Annotated in this window: 25 protein-coding genes and 1 riboswitch; of the genes, 18 read left to right on the top strand and 7 right to left on the bottom strand. The window is 63.5% G+C overall.

All coding sequences use genetic code 11. From position 1 onward, the window contains the following. Positions 1–97: 97 nt before the first annotated feature. Entirely contained in the window at positions 98–1,045 is a 948-nt protein-coding gene (locus tag AB5I39_RS07505; protein ID WP_404373186.1) for a Gfo/Idh/MocA family protein, read from the bottom strand. Between the two features lie 125 nt (positions 1,046–1,170). Here AB5I39_RS07505 and AB5I39_RS07500 point away from each other — a divergent pair, with 125 nt between their 5' ends. Genes AB5I39_RS07500 through AB5I39_RS07485 form a run of 4 tightly spaced genes read left to right on the top strand, consistent with a single transcriptional unit; the run spans position 1,171 to position 6,271 of the window. Beyond that, positions 1,171–2,994, top strand: coding sequence for an IlvD/Edd family dehydratase (locus AB5I39_RS07500; protein ID WP_404373183.1), 1,824 nt, complete (start codon positions 1,171–1,173; stop codon positions 2,992–2,994). 22 nt (positions 2,995–3,016) lie between these two features. Continuing rightward, positions 3,017–4,174 carry an aldose epimerase family protein gene (locus tag AB5I39_RS07495; protein WP_404373180.1) on the top strand — a complete coding sequence of 386 codons (1,158 nt, stop codon included), beginning with the start codon at positions 3,017–3,019 and terminating at the stop codon, positions 4,172–4,174. Between the two features lie 14 nt (positions 4,175–4,188). Then, on the top strand, positions 4,189–5,331 hold the full coding sequence (locus tag AB5I39_RS07490) for a 1,4-beta-xylanase (RefSeq protein ID WP_404373176.1): 1,143 nt from the start codon (positions 4,189–4,191) through the stop codon (positions 5,329–5,331). Between the two features lie 13 nt (positions 5,332–5,344). Beyond that, positions 5,345–6,271 (top strand): family 43 glycosylhydrolase, encoded by a 927-nt coding sequence (locus tag AB5I39_RS07485; RefSeq protein WP_404373173.1) that lies wholly within the window; start codon positions 5,345–5,347, stop codon positions 6,269–6,271. On the opposite strand, the gene AB5I39_RS07480 is transcribed toward AB5I39_RS07485, so the two are convergent. Further along, a complete protein-coding gene (locus AB5I39_RS07480; RefSeq protein WP_404373170.1) occupies positions 6,252–7,022 on the bottom strand; it encodes a FadR/GntR family transcriptional regulator in 771 nt (256 codons plus the stop codon). The two genes, AB5I39_RS07485 and AB5I39_RS07480, sit on opposite strands and share 20 nt — an antisense overlap. Before the next feature lie 167 nt (positions 7,023–7,189). Here AB5I39_RS07480 and AB5I39_RS07475 point away from each other — a divergent pair, with 167 nt between their 5' ends. Genes AB5I39_RS07475 through AB5I39_RS07465 form a run of 3 tightly spaced genes read left to right on the top strand, consistent with a single transcriptional unit; the run spans position 7,190 to position 10,300 of the window. Beyond that, positions 7,190–8,776, top strand: coding sequence for a sodium/sugar symporter (locus AB5I39_RS07475; protein WP_404373167.1), 1,587 nt, complete (start codon positions 7,190–7,192; stop codon positions 8,774–8,776). Positions 8,777–8,783: 7 nt separating this feature from the next. Next, the gene (locus AB5I39_RS07470; protein ID WP_404373165.1) at positions 8,784–9,662 is read left to right on the top strand and encodes a 2-dehydro-3-deoxygalactonokinase; all 879 of its coding nucleotides are present in this window, start codon (positions 8,784–8,786) and stop codon (positions 9,660–9,662) included. Then, positions 9,659–10,300 carry a 2-dehydro-3-deoxy-6-phosphogalactonate aldolase gene (locus AB5I39_RS07465; RefSeq protein WP_404373162.1) on the top strand — a complete coding sequence of 214 codons (642 nt, stop codon included), beginning with the start codon at positions 9,659–9,661 and terminating at the stop codon, positions 10,298–10,300. Before AB5I39_RS07470 ends, AB5I39_RS07465 begins: the two co-directional genes overlap by 4 nt. 7 nt (positions 10,301–10,307) lie before the next feature. Here the strand turns inward: AB5I39_RS07465 and hisN are convergent, their stop codons facing one another. Then, positions 10,308–11,090, bottom strand: coding sequence for a histidinol-phosphatase (gene hisN, locus AB5I39_RS07460; RefSeq protein WP_404373159.1), 783 nt, complete (start codon positions 11,088–11,090; stop codon positions 10,308–10,310). Between the two features lie 105 nt (positions 11,091–11,195). Here hisN and AB5I39_RS07455 point away from each other — a divergent pair, with 105 nt between their 5' ends. From AB5I39_RS07455 to AB5I39_RS07445, 3 genes are all read left to right on the top strand, one after another. Further along, positions 11,196–12,269, top strand: coding sequence for a phospholipase A (locus AB5I39_RS07455; protein WP_404373156.1), 1,074 nt, complete (start codon positions 11,196–11,198; stop codon positions 12,267–12,269). Between the two features lie 130 nt (positions 12,270–12,399). Then, positions 12,400–13,425 (top strand): GGDEF domain-containing protein, encoded by a 1,026-nt coding sequence (locus AB5I39_RS07450; protein ID WP_404373153.1) that lies wholly within the window; start codon positions 12,400–12,402, stop codon positions 13,423–13,425. Between the two features lie 394 nt (positions 13,426–13,819). After that, the gene (locus tag AB5I39_RS07445) at positions 13,820–15,292 is read left to right on the top strand and encodes a S41 family peptidase (protein WP_404373151.1); all 1,473 of its coding nucleotides are present in this window, start codon (positions 13,820–13,822) and stop codon (positions 15,290–15,292) included. Between the two features lie 9 nt (positions 15,293–15,301). Here the strand turns inward: AB5I39_RS07445 and AB5I39_RS07440 are convergent, their stop codons facing one another. Then, positions 15,302–15,823, bottom strand: coding sequence for a ferritin-like domain-containing protein (locus AB5I39_RS07440; protein WP_404373149.1), 522 nt, complete (start codon positions 15,821–15,823; stop codon positions 15,302–15,304). 224 nt (positions 15,824–16,047) lie between these two features. On the opposite strand from AB5I39_RS07440, the gene AB5I39_RS07435 reads away from it, so the two are divergent. The 4 genes from AB5I39_RS07435 to AB5I39_RS07420 all read left to right on the top strand — a co-directional run bounded on the left by AB5I39_RS07435 (position 16,048) and on the right by AB5I39_RS07420 (position 17,937). Further along, the gene (locus tag AB5I39_RS07435) at positions 16,048–16,176 is read left to right on the top strand and encodes a hypothetical protein (protein ID WP_404373147.1); all 129 of its coding nucleotides are present in this window, start codon (positions 16,048–16,050) and stop codon (positions 16,174–16,176) included. Positions 16,177–16,181: 5 nt separating this feature from the next. Continuing rightward, positions 16,182–16,484, top strand: coding sequence for an alkylphosphonate utilization protein (locus AB5I39_RS07430; protein ID WP_404373145.1), 303 nt, complete (start codon positions 16,182–16,184; stop codon positions 16,482–16,484). A 12-nt stretch (positions 16,485–16,496) separates the two neighbouring features. Next, a complete protein-coding gene (ung, locus tag AB5I39_RS07425; RefSeq protein WP_404373142.1) occupies positions 16,497–17,201 on the top strand; it encodes a uracil-DNA glycosylase in 705 nt (234 codons plus the stop codon). Positions 17,202–17,358: 157 nt separating this feature from the next. Next, positions 17,359–17,937 (top strand): outer membrane protein, encoded by a 579-nt coding sequence (locus AB5I39_RS07420; protein ID WP_404373140.1) that lies wholly within the window; start codon positions 17,359–17,361, stop codon positions 17,935–17,937. A 50-nt stretch (positions 17,938–17,987) separates the two neighbouring features. Here AB5I39_RS07420 and AB5I39_RS07415 read toward each other — a convergent pair whose 3' ends face one another. Together AB5I39_RS07415 and AB5I39_RS07410 are read right to left on the bottom strand one after the other, a co-directional pair. Further along, entirely contained in the window at positions 17,988–18,593 is a 606-nt protein-coding gene (locus AB5I39_RS07415) for a DUF6445 family protein (RefSeq protein WP_404373138.1), read from the bottom strand. Positions 18,594–18,705: 112 nt separating this feature from the next. Further along, positions 18,706–19,608 carry a hypothetical protein gene (locus AB5I39_RS07410; protein ID WP_404373135.1) on the bottom strand — a complete coding sequence of 301 codons (903 nt, stop codon included), beginning with the start codon at positions 19,606–19,608 and terminating at the stop codon, positions 18,706–18,708. Positions 19,609–19,732: 124 nt separating this feature from the next. Here AB5I39_RS07410 and AB5I39_RS07405 point away from each other — a divergent pair, with 124 nt between their 5' ends. The 4 genes from AB5I39_RS07405 (at position 19,733) to AB5I39_RS07390 (ending at position 22,255) form a co-directional block, all read left to right on the top strand. Further along, positions 19,733–19,975 carry a type II toxin-antitoxin system ParD family antitoxin gene (locus AB5I39_RS07405; protein ID WP_404373132.1) on the top strand — a complete coding sequence of 81 codons (243 nt, stop codon included), beginning with the start codon at positions 19,733–19,735 and terminating at the stop codon, positions 19,973–19,975. Positions 19,976–20,167: 192 nt separating this feature from the next. Next, the gene (locus tag AB5I39_RS07400; protein WP_404373130.1) at positions 20,168–20,659 is read left to right on the top strand and encodes a hypothetical protein; all 492 of its coding nucleotides are present in this window, start codon (positions 20,168–20,170) and stop codon (positions 20,657–20,659) included. A gap of 94 nt (positions 20,660–20,753) precedes the next feature. Next, positions 20,754–21,182: an ImmA/IrrE family metallo-endopeptidase gene (locus AB5I39_RS07395; RefSeq protein ID WP_404373127.1), complete on the top strand. Its 429-nt coding sequence runs from the start codon at positions 20,754–20,756 to the stop codon at positions 21,180–21,182. A gap of 2 nt (positions 21,183–21,184) precedes the next feature. Continuing rightward, positions 21,185–22,255, top strand: a complete 1,071-nt coding sequence (locus AB5I39_RS07390) for a hypothetical protein (protein ID WP_404373125.1) — start codon at positions 21,185–21,187, stop codon at positions 22,253–22,255. Positions 22,256–22,277: 22 nt separating this feature from the next. Here AB5I39_RS07390 and thiC read toward each other — a convergent pair whose 3' ends face one another. Beyond that, positions 22,278–24,191 carry a phosphomethylpyrimidine synthase ThiC gene (gene thiC / locus AB5I39_RS07385; RefSeq protein WP_404373122.1) on the bottom strand — a complete coding sequence of 638 codons (1,914 nt, stop codon included), beginning with the start codon at positions 24,189–24,191 and terminating at the stop codon, positions 22,278–22,280. Positions 24,192–24,231: 40 nt separating this feature from the next. Beyond that, positions 24,232–24,342, bottom strand: a riboswitch (TPP riboswitch). Positions 24,343–24,345: the final 3 nt, after the last annotated feature.

The raw sequence follows: 24,345 nt of genomic DNA, 5'->3' as shown, positions 1-24,345 counted from the left end.
GTTATCGTCCGCTCCCTCTGCGCGGAGCTTGATCCCCTATAATCGCCGCGGCTGCGCGATTACAAGCGATTAATAAGACAAATAGGATAATGGCGTGTCAGAAGGCAAAGGGTTCGACGCGCTCGATCGTGCCGCCGTTCAGCGCCGCTTCGACGATCGCCAGCGGCGCCAGATCTGCATCGGACTGTCCGCCGGCCAATAAAGTGGCGAAGCGCGCATACAATCGGGCATATTCGTGATTGGGTGCTGTTCGGGGCGGCTCGTCGTCGATCGCGATCGTGGCCCCGCCGTCGGACAGGCGCAATGGACCGGCATTGGTGTCGATCTCGATGTCCCAGCGTTGCGGCCCGGTGCGCAGGAAATCGAGTTCGACGGCCACCGGCACATCGCCACTGCGCAGGGCGACCGTCGCGGCGATCGGGCAGGCGCGCCCCTGTGGGATCGCCAGATGCGCTTGCTCCACGGTGAAGCTGCCAGGCAGCAGGCGCGTGATGATCGAAAGCGCGTTGATGCCGGGGTCGAACACGCCGAACCCGCCCGCGTCGAGAATCCAATCCTGCCCCGGGTGCCAGCGGCGGATATCCTCGGCCCAGACGATTCGCGCTGCGCCGATCGTCTTGTCGGCCAACCAGGCGCGCGCTTCTTCGACGGCTGCCGCCTCGCGCGAATGCCATGTGGCGAACAGGGGGACGCCAGCATCGCGCGCGGCCGCGACAAGGGCCTCGGCGTCGGCGAGCGTGATGGCGGGCGGCTTTTCGAGCATCACCGCCTTGCCCGCGTCGATCGCGACGCGGGCGATATCGATCCGTCCCGCAGGCGGGGTACACAGCGACACTGCGTCGATCCGCTCAGGCCCGGCCAGCATAGCCGCAATGTCGGAATAAGCGGGTATGCCATCGACGCCACCACTTCGGCTCGCCGTCGCCGCCAGCACGAAGCGCGGATCGCGCGAGATCGCAGGGATATGCTGGTCGCGCGCGATCTTGCCGATCCCGACAAGACCGATGCGAATCGGCTCGCGCGTCGCCTGCTCACCTCGTTCCACGGCACCCTCCAGTCTTTTATACGATATATATGCTTTCTATTGCGCCGCGTTCTGACTATCAAGTCGGCCAACGAGCACATGGTACAGGCCAGAGCGCGAGCGCGTCGGCAAGAGTGGAGGGGCGAGTGAGCGACGCAGACGGGCGGGACACGGGCAGCAGCGACGCGGCACCGCGGCTGCGCTCGCGTTCCTGGTTCGACAACGCCCAGAATCCCGACATGACCGCGCTCTATATCGAGCGGTACCTCAATTATGGCCTGACCCTTGAGGAATTGCAGTCCAACCGGCCGATCATCGGCATCGCGCAGACCGGCAGCGACTTGGTGCCGTGCAACCGCCACCATATCGTCTTGGCGCAGCGGGTGAAGGACGGGATTCGCGACGCTGGCGGCATTCCGATCGAATTCCCGACCCATCCGATTCAGGAAACCGGCAAGCGCCCGACCCCCGCGCTCGATCGCAACCTTGCTTATCTGTCGCTCGTCGAAACACTCTACGGTTATCCGCTCGACGGGGTGGTGCTGACGGTCGGGTGCGACAAGACCACGCCCGCCTGCCTGATGGCGGCGGCGACGGTGAATATCCCGGCGATCGCACTGTCGGTCGGGCCGATGCTCAATGGCTGGCACAAGGGACAGCGCACCGGTTCGGGCACGATCGTGTGGAAAGCGCGCGAGATGCTCGCCGCGGGCGAGATCGACTACAAGGGCTTTATCGAACTGGTCGCCTCGTCCGCGCCCTCGACCGGCTTCTGCAACACGATGGGCACCGCGACGACGATGAACTCGCTGTGCGAGGCGCTCGGCATGTCGCTGCCCGGATCGGCGGCGATCCCGGCACCGTATCGCGACCGCCAGCAATGCGCCTGGGAGACCGGCCGCCGGATCGTCGAGATGGTCAAGGCCGATCGCAAGCCGAGCGACATCATGACGCGCGCGGCGTTCCTCAACGCGATCCGCGTCAATTCGGCCATCGGCGGATCGACCAACGCGCCGATCCATCTGAATGCGATCGCGCGGCATATGGGTGTCGAACTGACGCTGGCCGATTGGGAATCGCATGGCGCGGACGTGCCCTTGCTGGTCAATCTGCAGCCATCGGGCGCGTATCTCGGCGAGGATTATTATCGCGCCGGTGGCGTGCCCGCGGTGATGGGCGAATTGTATCGCGGCGGGATGCTCGACGGGGAGGCGCTCGCCTGTAACGGTCAGACGCTGGCCGCCAATGTCGCTGCGGCGCAGATCGAAGACGAAGACGTCATCCGCCCACTCGCGCGGCCGTTGCGCGACGGTGCGGGCCTGAGCGTCTTTTCGGGCAACCTGTTCAATTCGGCAGTGATGAAACTTTCCGTCATCTCGGACGCATTCCGTGACCGTTATCTCAGCGACCCGGCCTCGCCCGACGCTTTCGAGGGCAGGGCCGTCGTGTTCGATGGGCCGGAGGATTATCACGCGCGGATCGACGATCCGGCGCTCGGCATCGATGCGACGACGATCCTGATCATGCGCGGGGCGGGGCCGGTCGGGTATCCGGGCGGGGCAGAGGTGGTCAACATGCGGCCGCCCGCCGCGCTGATCCGAGCCGGCATCCACGAACTGCCCTGCATCGGCGACGGGCGGCAGTCGGGCACCAGCGGTAGCCCGTCGATCCTCAACGCGAGTCCTGAAGCCGCCGTCGGCGGCGGCCTCGCGCTGGTGCGGAGCGGAGACCGGGTGCGGATCGATCTCGCCGCGCGTCGCGTCGATATGCTCGTAGACGATGCCGAGATCGCGCGCCGTCGCGCCGCGCTGGTCGCGGCGGGCGACACGCTCGCGCCGCCGTCGCAGACGCCGTGGCAGGAGATGTACCGCGCGCAGGTCGGCCAGTTCGAAACCGGCGCGGTGATCGAGGATGCCGTGAAATTCCAGCGGATTGCCCAGACCAGGGGCTTGCCGCGCGACAGCCACTGAAACGACAAAAAGAGGGACGGAGATGGAGCGGAACAGGATCAAGATGCTGGTGGGGGCGCTCGCCGCGCTTGGCTGCATGGTGTGGACCCCGGCGCTGGCGGCGCAGGCGAAGCGTTCGACGTTCGGCAAGCTGCCCGACGGGCGCGCGGTGCCAGCGGTGACGCTCAGCAACGCGCGCGGCGTCTCGGCGACGGTGATCGCTTACGGTGCTAGCCTGCAGTCCGTCATCATGCCGGATCGTGCGGGCAAGCGTGCCGACGTTGCGCTCGGTTATGCGCGGATCGACGAATATCTCTCCACGCCGCAGTACTTTGGCGGGACGGTCGGGCGCTTTGCCAATCGCATCGCCAAAGGGCGCTTCGTTCTCGACGGCAAGCCCTATCAGACGCCGGTCAACAACGGTCCCAATGCGCTGCATGGCGGCACGGTCGGGTTCGACAAGGTGTTGTGGGAGGTGGTGGATGTGAAATCCGGCCCGACCGCCTCAGTCACGCTGCGCTATATCAGCCCCGACGGCGACCAGGGTTATCCCGGCACGATGACGGTCGACGCGACCTATTCGCTCGATGAGGCGAACGCGCTGACGATCGAATATCGCGCGACGACTGATCGCCCGACGATCGCCAACATCACCAACCACGCCTATTGGAATCTGTCGGGCGAGGGTTCGGCCAATGGCGCGATGGGGACGATCGTGACGATCCCGGCGGAGCGCTACACTCCGACCGACAGCGGGGCGATCCCGACTGGCGTGCTCGCGCCGGTGGCGGGGACGGTGTTCGATTTCCGCAAGCCGCGCGCGATCGGCGAGCGCGTCCGCGATGCGCGCGACGAACAGATCGTGTTCGGGCGGGGCTACGATCACAATTGGGTGATCGGGCGCAGCGTAACGCCGAGCCAGCATTTGATGGCGCGCGCGTACGATCCGGCATCGGGCCGCGGGTTCGAACTGTGGTCGACCCAGCCGGGCCTGCAATTCTATTCGGGCAATTTCCTCGACGGGACGAGCTCGGGCAAGGCCGGCAAGATCTACCGAGAGGGCGATGCCTTTGTGATGGAGCCGCAGATTTTTCCCGACACGCCCAACCAGAGCGGCTTCGGTTCGGCGCGGCTCGATCCGGGGCAGACCTATCGCAACGTCATGACCTACCGCCTGACCAACGGCCAGCGCGCCAAGTGAACCGGAGACCGACCATGAAGAACCGCATTCTGCTTTCTTTTGCCGCCGCGATCTCGCTCACGCTCGGCAGCGGTGCCGCCGAAGCGCGCGACCTGTGGACCAAGGCACAGGCTAAGAGCTGGTACGACGCGCAGCCGTGGCTGGTGGGGTCGAACTACACCCCCGCCACCGCGATCAACGAGCTCGAAATGTGGCAGGCCGAGACGTTTGATCCCGCGACGATCGACAAGGAGCTCGGTTGGGCGGAAAAGCTCAACATGAAGACGATGCGCGTCTTCCTGCACAATTTGCCGTGGGAGAATGACGCGGCAGGCTTCAAGCTGCGCATCGACCAGTTCCTGACGATCGCCGCCAAACACAAGATCAAGCCGATGTTCGTGCTGTTCGACAGCTGCTGGGATCCCAATCCCGTCGCCGGGCCGCAGCATCCGCCGATTCCGGGCGTGCACAATTCGGGCTGGGTGCAGGCACCGGGTGCCGCGCGGCTGGCCGACAAGAGCCAATATCCCAAGCTAGAAGGCTATGTGAAGGACATCGTCGGCACGTTCGGCAAGGACCCGCGCGTGCTAGCATGGGACGTGTGGAACGAGCCCAACAATGGCGGCGGCGGCAATTATGTGGCGACGCCGAACAAGAATGCGCTGGTTGCCGGGCTGCTCGACAAGGTGTTCGATTGGGCGCAGTCGGTCGATCCGGTGCAGCCGCTCACCTCGGGCGTGTGGACCGGCGATCATTGGGACCAGACTGCCAAGCTCGACGCGGTCGAGCGGATCCAGATCGCGCGCTCGGACGTGCTGAGCTTTCACGATTATAGCTGGCCCGAGACTTTCCTGGTCCGCGCGCGCCAGATGCTGAGCTATGGCCGCCCTGTGCTGTGCACGGAATATATGGCGCGCGGCAACGGATCGACCTTCGACGGATCGCTGCCGATCGCCAAGAAACTCAATATCGCGATGATCAATTGGGGCTTCGTCGACGGCAAGACGCAGACCCGCCTGCCGTGGGATAGCTGGAAAAAGCCGTACACCTATGAGGAGCCGCCGATCTGGTTCCACGAGGTGCTGCGCGCCGATGGCAAACCCTACCGCGTCGCCGAAACCGACCTGATCACGCGCCTCGCCGCCGCGCCGAAGGGCGTGGTGCCGGTCGCCAACTGACGGAGGCTTGGCGATGCGCAGGATTCTGATCGCCTTGCTCGCGATGGCCGCTTTGGCCGGGCCGGGCTCGGCGCAGGAAGTAAAGTCGGTGATCGTCGGGGCGGACCCAGGGGCCGACTATTTCAACGGGCAATTATGGGTCGATCCGACCGGGCGCGGCGACACGCTCGACGCCTGGGTGTCGAACGACCGCACCAACTTCGTGCGCGCGGGACAATTGCTGGCGCTGCGCGATATTCCCTGGGTGCGCGACGATCACGAGCCGCGGCATTATCTGTGGGCGCCCGACATGGTCGCGGCCAACGGCAAATATTACCTCTATTATTCGGTCGGCCCGCAAAACCCCTCGCCGAGCCGTTTGGGCGTGGCGGTGTGCGCCGCGCCGCAGGGCCCGTGCACCGATAGCGGCAAGCCGCTGCTGACCGGCGGCAAGGGGTTCGAGGCGATCGACCCGATGGTGTTCGTCGATCCGAAATCGGGCGTCCGCTATCTTTACGCAGGCGGCAGCGCCGGCGCGAAGCTGCGCGTGTTCGTGCTGAAACCCGACATGATCACGATCGATCATGAAGAGGAGATCGCGCAGCCGCCGTTGTTCACTGAAGGCGTGTTCATGCACGAACGGGGCGGCGTCTATTATCTGTCGTACAGCCACGGCGCGTGGAACACCGCCGAATATGAAGTCCATTATGCGATGGCACCGAGCCCGCTGGGACCGTGGAAGTATCGCGGGCCGCTGCTGCAGAGCGACAAGCGCTACAAGGGGCCGGGCCACCACAGCTTCGTGCGGGATCCGAAGGACGGATCGTGGTGGATCGTCTATCACCGTTGGGAGGGGAAGAAGGGCGCTGGGCCGTATAGCGACGACCGCAAAATCGCGATCCAGCCGATCTCTTACGATCAATATGGGCAGATCGTTCCGATCAGGATGACGGCTCCGTAGCCGGAGCATCACGGTCGCCCTCGACGTGTTCGATCAGGTCGAGCACTTCGCCGATCAGGTGCCGCATCGCCCGGCGCGCGGCATCGGGATTACGCGCGATGATCGCGTCCCGGACCGCTTCGTGGTCGGCGATGCTGGCGGTGCGGCCCTTGATGCGGTTGGTGAAGCGGATCGACGTGCGCAGCGCGGTCGTCACGACATCGTGGAACTGCCTGTAGAAGGGATTCTTCGACGCGGTGAGAATCGCGACGTGGAAGGCGATGTCGGCCTCGAGCGGCTCGTCCTGTCCTTGCTCCGCCGCAACCATCCGCGCCAGACCGGCGTCGATCTTGCGCAAATCCAGCGGGCCACCGAAACGCGCCGCAAGCGCCGCCGCTTCGGGTTCGATCGCGACGCGCAACTGGTTGAATTGGCGCAGCAGATCGACCGAGAATGTGCGCTCGAGCAGCCAGCGCAGCACATCGGTGTCGAACAGGTTCCAGTTGCTGGCCGGCTGAACCACCGTACCCTGGCGCGGCCGTGCGCTGAGCAGCCCCTTGGCGGTCAGCATCTTGACCGCCTCACGCGTGACCGAGCGGCTGACCCCGTGCGCCTGCGCCAGCTGCGCTTCGGTCGGGAAGGGATTCTGTTCGTAGCGCCCGGTAACGATCGCGCGCCCGAGGCTGTCGAGCATGCCGTACGTCAGATTGCGGCCAAGCGAGGGGCGCGGTTCGGCCGGCGCGAGATCAGGAGCAAGGGGTTCGGTCGTCATATCTGCCCGCATTCTGGCGCACGATTGGGCCTTTGTCACTGATGTGCCCGAACCGCGCCGCTGGACAAAGCTAATTAGTCATATAAATAGTAGTCAGACCGTGAACCCGCGGCGATATCGGGAAAAATGGCGGTGCGCCGGTCTGGCCGTCGTTGGGGAGTGACTGCGTGAACCTTGCCACCATCGATGCTGCGGTCGTCATCGTCTATTTCATCGCGATCTTCGGCCTTGCGCAATATGTCTCGCGCGAGAAGGCCGGCCACGCCAAGAACACGTCCGACTATTTCCTCGCGTCCAAATCGCTGCCGTGGTGGGCAATCGGCGCGTCGCTGATCGCGGCGAACATCTCCGCCGAGCAGATCGTCGGCATGTCCGGGTCGGGCTACGCGATCGGTCTCGCCATCGCATCGTACGAGTGGATGGCGGCACTGACGCTGCTGATCGTCGGCAAATATTTCCTGCCGATCTTCCTGAAGAACGAAATCTATACGATGCCGCAGTTCCTGGAACAACGGTACGGGCCGACGATCCGCACCATCATGGCGCTGTTCTGGCTCGCGCTCTACGTCTTCGTGAATCTCACCTCGATCATCTGGCTTGGCTCGATCGCGGTCAACCAGGTGGCCGGGATCGACCAGACCGTCGCGCTGTGGGCGCTGGGCGGCTTCGCTTTGCTGTATCAGCTGCGCGGTGGGCTGAAGGCGGTGGCACTGACCGACATTGTGCAGGTCACGTTGCTGGTGTTGGGTGGCTTGATGGTGTCGGGCCTGACGCTCAGCAAGATCGGCGGCGATGCGGGAATCATCGGCGGGTTCATGGAACTCACCCGCCGCGTGCCCGACCATTTCGACATGATCCTGTCGCGCAGCAGCCCGCACTTCAAGGAATTGCCCGGCATCGCGGTGCTGGTCGGGGGCATGTGGATCGCGAACCTCAGCTATTGGGGCTTCAATCAGTACATCATCCAGCGCGCGCTTGCCGCGAAGAGCCTGGGTGAAGCGCAAAAGGGCGTGGTGTTCGCCGCCTATCTGAAGCTGCTGATGCCGGTGGTGATCGTGTTGCCCGGCATCGCCGCAGTCATTCTCGCACCCGGTCTCGCCAAGCCCGATCAGGCCTATCCGACGATGATGCGCTTGTTGCCGCCGGGGATTTTGGGGCTGGTCTTCGCTGCGCTGATCGCCGCGATCATCGCTTCGACCGCGTCGAAGATCAATTCGATCGCGACGATCTTCACGCTCGATCTCTATGCCAAGCTGCGCGGAATCAAGACCGGCGACGGCGCCGAGGCGGCCAGCGAGACGCGGATGGTGCTGGTCGGGCGGATCGCCGCCGGCACCGCGATCCTGATCGCGATTCTGCTCGCACGCCCGCTGATCGGGCAGTCGGATCAGGCGTTTCAATTCATCCAGGAATTCTCCGGCTTCTTTACGCCGGGGATCACGGTGATCTTCCTGCTCGGCCTGTTCTGGAAGCGCGCGAACGAGGCGGGGGCGATTGCGGCGGCGGTGTCGTCGGTGGTGCTGTCCTACATCTTCCGCGGGACGCTGCCGGATCTGCCGTTCATGAACCGGATGGGCCTGGTGTTCCTCATCTCGCTGGCGCTCGCGGTGATCCTGTCGCTGACGGTCAAGGCGCGCGCGAATGCCAACCGCATCACGATGGAAGGCGTCGAGTTCAAGACGACCACAAGCTTCAACGGCGCTTCGGTCGGCGTCGTCCTGATCCTGATCGCGCTGTATGCAACATGGTGGTGATCGCGGCGTGACGGCATTCAGCACGGCCTTTCTGGCGGTCGATTGGGGAACCACCAACCGGCGGGTATTTCTGATCGAGCACGGCATTGTGGTGGCGACCGAGCGTGATGCGCGGGGTGTGACCAGCGTTGCGCCAGGCGATTTTCCGGGCGAGCTTGCAGAAATCCGGGAACGGTTCGCTGATTTGCCGGTACTGATGGCGGGGATGGTCGGGTCGACGATCGGCTGGCGCGATGCCGGTTATGTTGCGGCACCGGCGGGCCTGGCCGATCTGGCGCAATGCATGACGTGGATCGATCCGCGCACCGCGATCGTGCCGGGTGTCTCGGTCCTCACCGATGCGCGCGCCGATGTGATGCGCGGCGAGGAAGTGCAATTTCTGGGCGCGGTGGCGGCCGGGCTTGTGCCGCAGGATGGCTTGCTGTGTCAGCCTGGAACGCACTGCAAATGGGCGCGAGCGGCGGACGGCGCGATCGTCGATTTTACGACGGCAATGACGGGCGAACTCTTTGCCCTGCTTCGTACGCATGGCTTGCTCGCTGCACAGCTTCAGGCCGCGGTCACGGCCGGTGCCGCTTTTCGCGACGGGGTCGCGGCGGGGCGGGGTGGCGATCTGGCCGCCGCGCTGTTCGGCATTCGCGCGGCGAAGCTGCTGGGCCGACGCGACGACGCCGATGCCGCTTCCTATGCGAGCGGACTGTTGATCGGCAGTGACGTCGCGGCGCGGCTGGCCGGGGCGCCGGGCGATGTCCATATTCTGGCCGACGCGACGCTGGCCGAACTCTATTCGATTGCCGTAACCGCCAATGGCGGCACGGCGCATGTCGTCGACAGCCATGCAGCGTTCGTCGCGGGCATGGTTGCGCTTGCTGGGATGCTGCCATGACCGCTCTTTCCGATTTCGATCAGGCGTTCGCATGCTGCCCGCTCGTCGCGATCCTGCGCGGGGTGAGACCCGACGAGGTGGAGGGTATTGCCGACGCGTTGATCGATGCCGGGTTCACGCTGATCGAGGTGCCGATGAACTCGCCGGAGCCACTGGAGAGCGTCGCACGGCTCGCGCGGCGTTGTGACGGGCGGGCGATCGTCGGGGCGGGTACGGTGCTGCGGCCTGATGACGTAGCCGCGGTTCAGGCGGCGGGCGGCACGATGATCATCTCTCCTAACGCCAATCTCGACGTGATCCGCGCGAGTGCGGCGGCGGGCCTCGTGTCGCTGCCGGGTATCGCGACGCCGAGCGAGGCGTTTGCGGCCTTGGGCGCGGGGGCGAGCGCGCTGAAGCTGTTCCCGGCCGAGGCGGCCAGCCCTTCGGTGCTGAAGGCGATGCGCGCCGTCCTGCCGCGCGATGCGCGGGTCCTGCCGGTGGGCGGGATCAGTCCTGATACGATGCAGCCGTGGTTGAAGGCAGGAGCGGCGGGATTTGGGCTCGGGTCGGCGCTTTACGCTGCGGGATATACGGTGGAGCAGGTGGGGACCAACGCGCGGGCGTTCGTCGCGGCGCTGGCGGCGGCGCGGGGCGCCTGACGCATCGTCAATGGCCGCGGCAGGCGAGCGCTTCGAGAATTTCCTCGATCCGCGCCGGATCGCCGGCCGCCACCACTTCGCCGACCGAATCTGCGGTGAGCGGATCGCCCTGCCAATCGCACATCCGCCCGCCCGCGCCTTCGACCACTGGCACCAGGGCGGCGAAATCGTGGAGTTTCAACCCCGCCTCGACCACCACGTCGAGCCAGCCGCTCGCGACGCCGGCGTAATTGTAGCAATCGCCACCGAGCACCGTGCTCAGCACCGCGCTATCGAGATGTTCGAAGGCGTGAAGCTGCGAATTGTCGAACAGCGCGGGTGACGTCGTCGCCAGCAGTGCCTTGGCCAGATCGGGGCAGCGGCGAGTCTGCGCGGGTCGGCCGTTGAACAGCGTCGGGCGACCCATCACGCCGAGCCAGCGTTCCTGGAGAATCGGCTGATCGATAACGCCCAGCATCGGCCAGCCTTCGATCACCAGGCTGATCAGCGTGCCGAAGATCGGGCGACCGGCGATGAAGGCACGCGTCCCGTCGATCGGATCGAGCACCCAGGCGCGGCCCGAACTGCCTTCCTTGATGCCATATTCCTCCCCGATGATCGCATCGGCGGGAAAGGCACGTTCGATCAGTGCGCGCATCGCCCCCTCGGCCGCGCGGTCGGCGAGCGTCACGGGCGAGGTGTCGTCCTTGGTCTCGAGGCCATAATCGGCGCGGTAAAAGGGGCGGATCGCAGCGCCCGCGGCATCGGCCAGGGCGGCGGCAAGGGCGAGATCGGTGTCGGTGACGCGCATTGCCTTTGCCTAAGCGCGCTGGCACAGTTTCGCCAGTGTTGAGTGCGGCGCCGATCCGGGAGACGTGACGCAGCGGTGTCATGATCGGGTGGCAGCGGGGGTGTCATGCGCAGTCTGTCCTATCTCGCCGTCGGCACGGCTCTGGTCGCCGTCACCCCTGCCGCCGCGCAGGTGCGTCCGCTGCTCGATCCCCCTGCCTCGGCGGAGGCCGCGCGCGCCGGGGTCGAGGTCTATTTGCTCAACGAAGGTACCGCGGCCCAGAGCGCGCGCGGCCCGGACGAAATCGAAACGATCGCGCGCGACGGCACCAGGATCCGGTTGATCGCCGCGCCCGACGAGCCGCAGAGCATCGCCCCGGGCAGCTTCGCGCGGGTGCATTACCGGCTGGCGGCTTCCTATCCGGTGACGGTGGCGGCGGTTCCCCTGTCCACGCCACCGACGGCGGGGCAGGCGGGGGCAGGTCAGGAAACTATCGCATCTGGATCGATCGGGCGTTCAAGCGGGTTTTTGGGTCGGTTCCAGCCCTTTGCGCCCACCTATGGCGTGATGGGGGCCAAGAGCTCCGGTACGAAGCTGCAGGTCAGTTTCGATTTCCGCCTCCTCGGCAAGGCGGACGGGCCGCGCCTCGACTTCGCTTATACCCAGACGATCTTCTGGGCGACCGATCGTCCGTCTGGCCCGATCCGCACCGAAATCTTCAGCCCACAGGTGTTCGTAGACGTGCCGACGAGCCAGACGCTGACGATCGGCGGCGGTTATGCGCACGATTCGAACGGCGGCGGCGTGCGCGATTCGATCGACGTGAACCGCTTCTTCCTGCGCGCGAGCAAGACGATTGACCTCGGCGGCGCGTGGAAGGCGACGGTGACGCCGCAGGCATGGGGGTATTTCGGCTATCACGGCCTCGCGCCCGACATCGATCGCTATTGGGGCTATACGTCGCTCGGGCTCGCGCTGGAGCAGCGGGACGGGTGGAAGGCGGCGGTTACCGCGCGTGGCAATCCGGGGACGGGCAAAGGCAGCGCCGAGGCGTTTCTGTCCTATCCGCTCGCCAGCATCGATGATCGGCTGCCGCATCTGTATCTTATCGGACAGTTCTTCACCGGCTACGGCGAGTCGCTGATCGATTATGCACGCCGTTCCAACCAGGCGCGGTTCGGGATTGCCTTCACCCGCTGACGCTGCCTGTGGACTCCAAACAATCTATTACTGGCTGCGTTATCCAATTTTAGCAGTTTCCCACTATGATGAAAGGCAGTGACGGTCTCGCTATCACGCGTGGCCGCAGTCCGAAGGGCCTTTAGGAGCAATGAGCGCGAGGCGACAGACACGGCTGGTGGCGGTCGAAGACCGTTCAGATCACGTCTTCGACTGCATTCGGGGATTCCTGAAACTGCATCGGCTGAGCCCCGATCCGGCGCACTATGCCTTTGCCCACCGCGTGATTTGCGATCCTAATGGCGCGCTGGCGCAATCGGTCGCGACGCTGACCGAAGGGGGCGTCCGTCTCACCGCGCGCGATATCAAGGCACTGGGCGGGGAGATCGGCACGTTTGGCGTCGGGGATGCTGCGGCCGCGGACGAACCCGCACACGCCGACACGCTCGTCGCGCAGACGCAGATGCAGGTCGAAGGCTTCACCGACATGGTGCGGCGGGTGCGCGCCGATACCGAGGATTTCGGCCGCGACCTCGCCGCCAGTGCGGACGCGATGCGCGCTGGCGCTGGCGCCGACAACGTCATTTTGCTCACCGGCCTGATGCTCAACCGCGTTCAGGCGGCGGAGGCGCGGCTGGCTGCTGCAACCAGCGAGGCGGATCAGCTTCGCGAGAAACTCGAGGAAGCGCGCGGCGATGCGCGGCGCGATCCGCTGACCGGCCTGCCTAATCGGCGCGCTTTCGAGGAAGCCTTTGCCGAGCGGATGCAGGCCGGCGAGACTCTGTGCCTAGCGGTGGTGGACGTCGACCGCTTCAAGCGCGTCAACGACCAGTTCGGCCATTCGGTCGGCGATCGGGTGCTGCGCGCGATCGCCGACGCGCTGACAGCGGCGTGCCCCGATCATTTCGTCGGCCGTTACGGCGGCGAGGAATTCATCATCCTATTCTACGGGCTCGATTTGCCAGCCGCGCGCGGGATGCTGGAAGCGGCGCGGATTTCGGTCGCCAGCAAACGCTATCGCCTGCGCGAATCGGACGCGCCGCTGGGGTCTGTGACGTTCTCCGGCGGGCTGACCGAGGCGGAGCCGGGCGAAGTGCAGGGCGCGGTGTTCGGGCGCGCCGACAAATTGCTGTACGCCGCCAAAGATGGCGGACGCAATCGCATCTACGCCGCGTAGGAATTTTCGCCGATAGTTGGCTAATTTCACCGCGTAACTGATTATATCGAAATGCTGCATATACGAAAAGGGCGGATTTCTGGGCTTTTTTAAACTTGGCACGCCTCCTGCAAATCTCTTTGCATCGGTGGCCGGATGGTCCGGATCACCAGATAAAAGGGAATTTCATCATGATCATCCGTTTCGAATCGCTGCAGCGCGTCGCCGTCTCGCTCGTCGCATCGTTCGTGCTCAGCGCCGCATTGCTCTCCAGCGTCGTCACGCTCGCGCCGATGGTTTGATCGGCTGGGCGTCCCCGCCCGTCCCCCGCATCGACCACAACTTTCCATCCATTGATATTTGTCACTGACAAGCCAACCACCGCTCGCTAGCTTTATGCCAAGGCAGGTGAGTGATGACCCGATCGCGTATTCCGACGACGTTGGCGGCCCTTTCCGTGGTGCTCGCATCCTGTAGCGGGGGCGGCACCTCCGGCAGCGGCAGTTCCAGCGGAACGCCGACCGCGACCTCACCCACCCCGACCCCAAGCACGACGGCCGCAGGCTGTACGCTGCGTGACCGGCAGGATTGGGCGCTGGCGCAACTGCGCGAATGGTATCTGTTTCCGGACACGCTGCCGGCGAACCTCAATCCGGCCGCCTACACCACGGTAGACGCGTATATCGATGCCTTGACCGCGACCGCGCGGGCGCAGCGCAAGGATCGATACTTCACGTATCTGACCTCGATCGCGTCGGAGGATGCCTTCTATTCTTCCGGATCGAGCGCGGGGTTCGGTTTTCGTCTGTCGCTCGATTCGACCGGGCGGCGGGTGTTTATCGCTGAATTGTTCGAAGGCGCGCCAGCGCTCAACGCCGGGATCGATCGCGGTGCCGAGATCGTCGCGATCGGTACCAGTGCGAGCGATTTGCGCACGGTCGATGCGATCATCACCGCCGAAGGGAGCAACGGCGTGACCAACGCGCTGGGGCCGAGCACGGCGGGCACGACGCGCGTGTTGCGGATCACCGATGCAAGCGGCACGCGCAACGTCAGCGTCAGCAAGGCGGACTATTCGCTCACCCCGGTCTCGAGCCGCTATGGCGCGCAGATCATCAACGATGGCGGGCGGCAAGTCGGCTATATCAATCTGCGGACGTTCATTTCGACGGCCGACCCGGCGTTGCGGGCTGCCTTCGCCTCGTTCCGCACGGCGGGGATCACGAATGTGATCGTTGATGTGCGTTACAATGGCGGCGGGCTCGTTTCGATCGCCGAGTTGATGACCAATTTGATGGGGGCCAACCGTTCGACCTCCGATGTGATCGATTACATGACGTTCCGGCCGGAAAAATCGTCGAATAACACGACTACCTTCTTCGCGCCGCAGCCGCAGTCTATCGCGCCGACCAAGATCGCGTTCATCGGCACGGGTAGCAGCGCATCGGCCAGCGAACTCGTAATCGCGGCGCAAATCCCGTATCTGCGCGCCAATGCTGCACTGATTGGCACCAATACCTATGGCAAGCCGGTCGGGCAGATCGCGCTCGATCGCTCGGCATGCGACGATCGGCTGCGCGTTATCGCCTTTGCGCTGCAGAATGCTAATCGTCAGGGGGCTTATTATGACGGGCTCGCCAGCATCATGGAGGCAAGCTGTCAGGCGGGCGACGATCTGACTCATCCGCTCGGCAGCCCCCTCGAATCCTCGACGCGCGCGGCGCTGGATTTTCTGGCAGGGCGCAGTTGTGCCGCGGCAATCACCGCCGACGCATCTGGCGTGCCGAGTGCGCAGGCGAGCCGCGCTACGTTTTCGGCTCCGCCGATGGAATTGCTCTCGCCCGAACGCCCCGACACCGTGCAACGCGAGGTGCCGGGGACATTCTAGGCGCGCAGCTTATTGTGCCGGAACAGCGTCTTCGGCGCGGGCGTTGAGCTTGCCCGTCGCCATCGCGGTCAATTTGTCGTCGGTCGCATATTCCTCGTCGAGCGTTTCCTGCAGGATCGCTGCGATTTCCGTACGGCCGAGCTGGTTTGCCCAGGCGATCATCGTGCCATAGCGGGCGATCTCATAATGCTCCACCGCCTGGGCCGAGGCGATCAACGCGGCATCGAGCACGGCCTTGTCGGCAATATCGCCGGCGACTTCATTGGCTTCCTTGATGATGCCCTGAATTGCCGGGCACGTAGCGCCCTTGGGCTGCTCGCCGAGCTTGTCGAACACTTGCTCGAGGCGACGGATCTGGCCTTCGGTTTCGCTCAGATGCTGCTGGAAGCCAGTTTTCAGGCCCGCGTCGGTCGCTTTTTCGATCATCGTCGGCAGTGCCTTGGTGATCTGGTTCTCGGCATAATAGACGTCCTGCAGCTGATGCAGGAACAGGTCTTCGAACGTGGCGATGTCTTTGGTGAACAGGCCCATGACGTGACTCCTCGGTCGATTGGAATGGTCGCCGGACGCGAAGGGGGGCGCGTCCGGCGTGCAACATCAACAGGTTAGCGCGCCAAGAGTTGCGAGGCGGGCGGCAACAATCGTACTGACATCGATCAAGTGAGCGACGCACGCGGCGGAGCGAATTGAGGTGCGCCCCGTGCCCCTTTGGCGCTAAGGATAAGCGGGGCCTTCCGCTCCGGTCAGGACAGGACATGGCCAAGAGCCAGAAGAAATCGAACAAGGAAGTGCGCAAGCCCAAGGCCGAGAAGGCGCCCAAGCAAAACGCCTCCAATCCTTCGACCAAGGGCCAGCCGGTCGGCATGGTCAACATCAAGAGCTGATCGGCATGAGCGGTGAGGAAGACGCTTTCGTCTATGACGAGGCGACCGGCGAATGGGTGCAGGTGTCCGCCGTCGCCGCGCATGACGGGGATGCAGTGGTCGTCCGCGATGCGGTCGGCAATGTGCTGGCCGATGGCGATCAGGTGACGTTGATCAAGGATCTGACCGTCAAGGGCGCGGGGCAGACGCTGAAGCGTGGCACGCTGATCAAGTCGATCCGGCTAACCGGCGACGCGCAGGAAATCGACTGCCGTTACGACGGGATCAAGGGCCTGGTGCTGCGCGCTGAGTTCGTCCGGAAGCGCTGAGGCATCAGCGGCATGGACGGATTGGCGGGCCTGCATCCGAGCTGGCGTGCGGCGTTGCAGGGCGAGTTCGACGCACCGTACATGCGCGACCTCGACGCCCTCCTGGCGGCCGAGGCGGCGGGGGGCGTGCCGGTCTATCCGCCGGCGGCCGACCGCTTCCGCGCGCTCGCGCTGACCCCGCTTGATGCCGTGCGCGTCGTGATTCTGGGGCAGGATCCGTATCATGGCGCGGGGCAGGCGCATGGGCTGAGCTTCTCGGTCCGGCCCGGCACGCGCATCCCGCCGAGCCTGGTCAACATCTTCAAGGAATTGCAGGCCGACCTGGGCCATCCCCGCAGCGCGCACGGCTTCCTGGAGGCATGGGCGCGGCAAGGCGTACTGCTGCTCAACACCGTGTTGAGCGTGCGCGAGGGCGCGCCTGCCTCGCACCGCGGGCAGGGGTGGGAGCGCTTTACCGATGCCGTGATCCGCGCGGTGGCCGAGCGGGCCGATCCGACTGTGTTCCTGCTCTGGGGTGCTCATGCGCAAGCCAAGGCACCGTTGATCGCGGCGGCTGCACCGGCCGGGCGGCATTTGATCGTGACTTCTGCGCACCCCTCGCCCTTGTCGGCGCGGACAGGTTTTTTCGGGAGCCGACCCTTCTCCCGGACCAATGCCTTCCTGGCGGAGCATGGCCGCGGGACGATCGATTGGGCGCTTCCGCCTCTTAGTGTGTGATATCAGCGCAACACTGTGACAACTTTCTGAAAACAGGTCATTTCGGGTGCGATACGGGCTAGACGTCGCTGCTACCTGACTTTAGCGCCGCCCCGGGCGATTTCGCGCATGTGCGATCTTACCCGTTATAAAGCAGTCATAATCCGGGGGACATCTCATGAAATCTTGGTACCTGCTCGCCGCTGTTGCGGCGTGCATTCCGGGCGTTGCTGCCGCGCAGGACAGCGACACCCGCGCCAGTCAGTTCGACGGCGTCCGCGCCGAAGCGCGCATCGGCTATGAAACGCCGACCGTCAGCGACAGCGGGAATGTCTACAAGATCGGCAGCGCGGTTTCGGGCGGCGGCGAAATCGGTTTCGACCTGAAGGCGGGCAAGTCGGTCGTGGTTGGGCCGTATGCGGTCTATGAATTCTCCAGCGTCAAATTGTGCGACGGCGCGGATTGCCTGAAGGAAAACGGCAATCTCGGCGTTGGCGGTCGGATCGGCGTCGCGGTCAGCGACAAGGCGCTGATCTATGCCAAGGCTGGCTATGCCCGCATCGGCTTCAGCGCGAACACGGCGTTCGGCAGCGGATCGACCACCAAGGACGGCGTGCAGGGCGCGATCGGCGTCGATTATAACTTCGGCAAGCGCGTCTATGGCCTGCTCGAATTCAACTATGCCGATTACGGCAAGTTCTTCGGCGTGAACCTGCAGCGTCGCCATGTCGCGGCGGGCGTGGGTGTGCGCTTCTAAGCCCAAGTGACGATCGGCCAGGGGCGTCCGGCGACGGGCGCCCCTGACCGTCAACGGCGCGCGAAGAACAGCAGCATCACCAGCCGCCCATCCGCCGCGCTGCGGCCGAAGCCGGGGGCGGCATCGTGGAACAGCCACGGGCTGAACAGCAGCAGCCGGTTGAAGCGCATCGGCACGCTCATCACCTTTTCCCAGCGCGCGGGCTTGGTCGTGTCGGCATTGACGACGCGTTCGACCAGATCGTTGACGTCGGCAAAGCCGCTCTCCAGCAGCCCGAGATCGGTGCTTGGCACGCGGTCCAGCCCGGTCGGGCGGTGGCGGAAGAAATCGGTCCCGCCGCGGGCATGTTCGGGCAGGCTGAGATAGAGGATGCCCGAATAGAAGCAGGGGTCGATATGCACCCCGCTGATCCCCTTGTCCCCGGCGAGCGTGAGGCGGCAATGGCCGTGGCTGGTGCCCGGCATCGGCGCGACTGGCACTCCGATCCGCGCCGCCACCGCCGCGTCCAGCCCTTTGATCGCAAGCGGATCGTTCGACAGCACGCCGGGATAATTCCCCGCCTTCAGCGCCGGATCATAGCCAAGCCCAAGCGCCGCGCGGCGGACGGCGTGGGGATCGGTGAGGAAATCGTCGATGACGAGCAGCGAGGGGAGCATCGGCTAGCAACCTGCCAGCTTTACAGGCGATGGGGAAGCACGGACGGCGGGACGAGCGAGACGCGGCGCGCGCACCGAAAGTTGCGAAAGTGCCATCCACAAGGCCCGTTTGTCAGCGGCGGGAGCGCGGGGTGTCGTCATCCGGCGCGGCGTCGGCGCCGTCGCCGAGGTCCCGCTCGTCGTCAGCGTCACTCCCGTCTTTGTTCCAACCCAGATCGCGGCCGGTCTCGGCTTCCCGCGCCGCCCTCGCTTCGTCAAGGCACGCCTGCAGCTTGGCCTCGAACGCGCTATCCTCTTGATATATCGGGTTAGGATCGGGGTCGCGATACCAATGCGGCAGTCGGCCATCGCCCAGATCGGCCACTTCGAGCGCGGTTTCGAGTTCGTCGGGCGGCATCAGCAAATGCGGATCGGGCGGCGTGACGGGGGAGAGCGCGGCGAGTGCCTCCGCCACCGGGGGCAGCGCAGGCGCCGCCGCCGGGCGCGTATCGAGATGCGAGCGTCCATAAAGCGCTGGATGATGCGCGCGCATCAAATGCATCAGCAACGTATCGCTGTAGCGCCGCTGTGCGCCGATCCGCCGTCCCTCCTTGTCGAAGATGATGTGTTCGACGCCGTTGAGCGCGCGATCGAACGCGACCTCGACCAGCCGGGCCGAGGCGGCGTGCAGCGCCGCATCCCAGGCGCGGGCGAAACTCTCCGCCCCCGGCGCGCGGCGCAGGCGATAACAACTCGTCGTCGTCATGCCCACGGTGCGCGCCGCCTCGGTCACCGATGCGGTGTCGGCGAGCGTTTCGATGAACAGCCGTTGCTTCGCATCGCTCCAGCCATCGGCACGCGGCACGCGCCGGACCGGAATCCACTTATAATCGTCGGGATCGAAGCCATGTTCGTCGCGCGTGTCCGCCGGCGGCGCGGGCTCGGGCGTGACGACGAGCGCCGTGGTGGGGGCGGTGGTGGGGGAGCGTCGGGCCGAGCGACCAGAGGCTTGGTTGCGAGGTTTGCGATGTGCCATCCGGCAGTTTGGATCATAATCCGCGCGTGTAGGACAGCCTTGGTGAGGGGTGGTTGGGGCTTGCGGTGCCGCTATCCTTATTGAGTTGCTTGTCGGTATGGGCGCGGCATCGTATGTTTCGGGCATGGCGCAGATGACCATCCTGCTTCCCGACGACCTCCAAAGTTGGGCAGATGCGCGCGCCGTTGAGGGCGGGTTCGGCAGCACCAGCGACTATATCTGCGACCTGGTGCGGCGCGACCGGGCCTATGCGGTGAAACTGGCGGCGTTGCAGGCGGCGATCGACGAGGGGCGGGCTTCGCCAGAAGTTGATACGTCGATTGAGGATATCATTGCTCGGGGAATGGCGCGCCACGGCCTTAGTTGAAGCCGGTCGACTGCGACGCGGCGGTCCGCAATATCGACGGCCCATTCGATCCTAGCGTGCAGCCGACCTTGCCGACTTAGAAGGGGGCGCTTCGTCATAGTCGCGGACGACCAGCACGATCTGAGTTAGGTGGGGCAAGAGTGACAAACCCTGCCCATTGTATAAATCCAAACCTCTGGCTACGATGACGTTATGGCGACGTTCTGGCGGATCTTTTACGCAACACTTTCGCTTCTCGTCGCTATCACCCTTTGTGTGATAGCGTATTTGTTGATCGGACGATACGCTACTCCTGCAACAGCAAATAGCCCGGTTGCTATCGACTACACTAATATGGTCGTGATTCTGCTGACCACAGTTACAGTGATCTTCTCGGTTTCAGCGTTGGGGCTGGCAATCTTAGGCGTTGTGGGTTTCCGAAGTTTGAAACGCGAGGCGGGTAAATTTGCGTCTACGGAAGCATTAAGGGCGATCTCTTCTTCGTTCGATGAGGGGGGGCGTGCTCTAGTCAAAATCCAAGATGAATTTACGCGGGAAGAGGGTCACCTAAAAAAGTGGACTGAGCGCCGCATTAGGCAAGAGGTAATAGCCTTACTACCCTTAGTTATTGACAAAATTACGACCAATAATCCAGACGTGCGGTTGGACGAAGACGAGCCAACTGATGAGGGTCAGGTCGATTGACCTTGAATCCATCCGATCCGGCTCTTCCGCTATGGCAACGCTTGTCTGTAGACGAGCGCGTTATAATCGATGATGTCGCGGGGAGGGCTCCCCCGTGCCGATTGGCCTGATTGCACAGAAATTCGGTATTGAGGTGATTAGCATAACGTTGCCTGCTGATATATCTGGACTAATTCGTCAGTTATCAACAAAAGATCAATCGTATCAGATACAAGTTAACAATACAGATGTGCCCGTTCGTCAAAGATTTACTGTAGCCCATGAAATTGGACACTTCTTACTACATAAGCAAAGTATAGGAACTGATGGTATTACCGACAGTATACTATATCGTTCTAAACTATCTGACCGACTAGAGGCGGAAGCTAACCGTATGGCCGCAGCCTTGTTGCTTCCATGGGATAAGGTGCATGATTGGTGTATGCAAAGGCACGCGTGCCTGCCCGCCTCGGGACACCTTGACGAGATCGCATCAGTTTTCAAGGTATCAGCTTTAGCTGTCGGTTTTAGGTTCGGTTTCTGACGATGACGCAATTTATCGATCGATATTATCCAACGATATGCGTTAGGCGCGCCGAAATGCGGGCAATGGAGAAGTTGCCAGCATCCGAAAAACAGAAAATGCTGCCAATAATACTGCTCGCTCCTTGGCTTAATTCTATATCATTTGATAATACCGTAGCTGTCATATCTAGAAGTGTCGGCGACATGCCGATTATTGTTGATATTGATCGATATTTCCGAAGCGAATCCGAACTACCATCTAGAGTTTTTTGGAGGTCTCTGCTCGACAAAAATCAAGGTCATATAAACTGGATGAAATTTGTTGAAGAAAATCAGCGTTACATTCCTACAATTCAAACGCTAGATAAATCTGAAGACCAGGTTCGCTATCAGATTAATAAAGCTATCGAAATGGGTCGGGGTTTTGTATTTCGATTCGAGCTTGAGCGCTCATATGACATTACATTAATATTTAATATTATCGAAGAGTACATTGGTAACAACATTCTCTGTGTTTTTGATGCCGGGTATGGTGATCCCACCGAAATGACAGAGCGTAATGTATCTCTGCTCATTAATCGTCTAATTGCAATATCGCCGGAAGCACGTTTTGTGGTCTCCGCCTCGAGTTTCCCTAACGATTTCTCGGATTTCGACGATTTTGCAGAGAGTAAGTTGATTGGTTCACGGCTGTTGTTTGCCAACTTATCGAGAAGCTATGGCAACTACCGCATGTTTTATGGAGACTGGGCCAGTACCAAACCCCGTCGGTATGACGGTGGGGGAAGCCGCCCTCTTCCACGAATCGATTATCCGACGAAGGGTAGCTGGATAATCGCAAGATCTAAGGAGGAGGGTTGGGATTTCGAGGACGCGTCGAAACGAATTACCCGCCTTCCGGAGTGGAAAGATCGCCCGATCGTTTGGGGCACCGGAATGATCGAAAAAACGGCAAGTGGTTTGCCGGGAGGAATTTCTACCGGGCCGGAAGCGATAGCTTGCCGTGTTAACATTCATCTCTTCTTGCAGAACAACTTTAACACGATAGTGCCGCCACCCCCTCCACAGGGGAAATGGATCGATCCAATTTAAGTTTTCTAGGAGTTCCGCACCCTCAATCCCGCTCCCGCCCCCCAGCGCCAATGTAAAGCTCGCGCCCTGACGCGTTGTACAGCGCACTCATCTCCTCCATCCCCTTGATCGCCGCGGCCTTGCTTGCCGCTGCCGTCTCGGCGCCGGTCGGGCCGCTCGCGATGAAGCCTTCGACGCCCTGATTCTGCTTGCCCGCGAAATCGCGCACTTCCTGCGTGATCTTCATCGAGCAGAATTTCGGGCCGCACATCGAGCAGAAATGCGCGGTCTTGGCGCCTTCTGCGGGGAGCGTTGCGTCGTGATAGAGTTCCGCCGTGTCGGGATCGAGCGACAGGTTGAACTGGTCGCGCCAGCGGAATTCGAAGCGGGCGCGTGACACCGCGTCGTCGCGCATCTTGGCGGCGGGGTGGCCTTTGGCGAGGTCCGCTGCGTGCGCGGCGAGTTTGTAGGTCACCACGCCGACCTTCACGTCGTCGCGGTCGGGCAGGCCGAGATGCTCCTTCGGCGTGACGTAGCAGAGCATCGCCGTGCCATACCAACCGATCATCGCGGCGCCGATGCCGCTGGTGATATGGTCATAGCCCGGCGCGATGTCGGTGGTGAGGGGGCCCAACGTGTAGAAGGGCGCCTCGCCACAGACTTCGAGCTGCTTGTCCATATTCTCCTTGATCTTGTGCATCGGCACATGGCCGGGGCCTTCGATCATCACCTGCACGTCGCTCTTCCACGCGCGGTGGGTGAGTTCGCCCAAGGTATAGAGCTCGCTGAACTGCGCTTCGTCGTTTGCGTCGGCGATCGAGCCGGGGCGCAGGCCGTCGCCGAGGCTGTAGGCGATGTCATACGCCTTCATGATCTCGGTGATCTCGTCGAAGCGTTCGTAGAGGAAGCTCTCCTTGTGATGCGCGAGGCACCATTTCGCCATGATCGAGCCGCCGCGGCTGACGATGCCGGTGACGCGCTTGGCGGTCATCGGGATGTAGGCGAGGCGCACGCCGGCGTGGATCGTGAAGTAATCGACGCCCTGTTCGGCCTGTTCGATGAGGGTGTCGCGGAAGATTTCCCAGGTGAGGTCCTCGGCGACGCCGCCGACCTTCTCGAGCGCCTGGTAGATCGGCACGGTGCCGATCGGCACGGGGCTGTTGCGCAGGATCCATTCGCGCGTGTCGTGGATGTTGCGCCCCGTGGAGAGGTCCATGACGGTGTCCGCGCCCCAGCGGATCGACCAGACCATCTTGTCGACTTCGGACGCGACGTTGCTGGCGACCGCGCTGTTGCCGATATTGGCGTTGATCTTGACCAGGAAATTGCGGCCGATCGCCATCGGTTCGGATTCGGGGTGGTTGATGTTGTTGGGGATGATCGCGCGGCCGCGCGCGATCTCATCGCGGACGAATTCGGGGGTGACGTAGTCGGGGATGCTCGCGCCGAAATCCTGCCCGTCGCGGATGAGCGCTTCCTTGGCTGCCGCGCGGCCGAGATTTTCGCGGATCGCGACATATTCCATCTCGGGCGTGATGATGCCGCGGCGGGCATAGTGCATCTGGCTGACGTTCATGCCCGTCTTCGCGCGCAGCGGCCGCTTCACGACATTGGGGAATTGCGGGACGCCGGCGGAGCGGTCCGGCCCGGTCAGGCCATTGTCCTCGGGGCGGATTTCGCGCGCGTCATAGGATTCGACATCGCCGCGCGCGAGGATCCAGTCGCGGCGGAGCGTCGGCAGGCCGGTCGCGATGTCGATCTGCGCATTGGGGTCGGTGTAGGGGCCGCTGGTGTCATAGACGCGCAAGGGCGGCTCGCCGCTGGAGGGTTCGAGCATGATCTCGCGCATCGCGACGCCGGGGCCGGGGATGTTGGGCGCGGGGACGTAGATCTTGCGGCTGCCGCGGATCGGGCCGGTGGTGACGCCAATTTCGGTACGGGCGGGGATGTCGGCCATGCGTTTCGCTCCAAAATTCGGAGCGGGGGCACGGATTTCGGGGTGAAAACCGCTCCCTCCCTCCGCCCGTGCTAACGGGATCAGGTTGATGCGGGTCGCGGGCTCCTGCCTGCCTCTCAGCTGCGGATCGGCAGCCCCCCGGGGATGGTGCGGT

The sequence above is a fragment of the Sphingomonas sp. MMS24-J45 genome (assembly GCF_044881195.1).
Classification (GTDB): Bacteria; Pseudomonadota; Alphaproteobacteria; order Sphingomonadales; family Sphingomonadaceae; genus Sphingomonas.
Note: the sequence above shows the minus strand (reverse complement) of the source record. Positions and strands in the feature narration are given on the sequence as shown.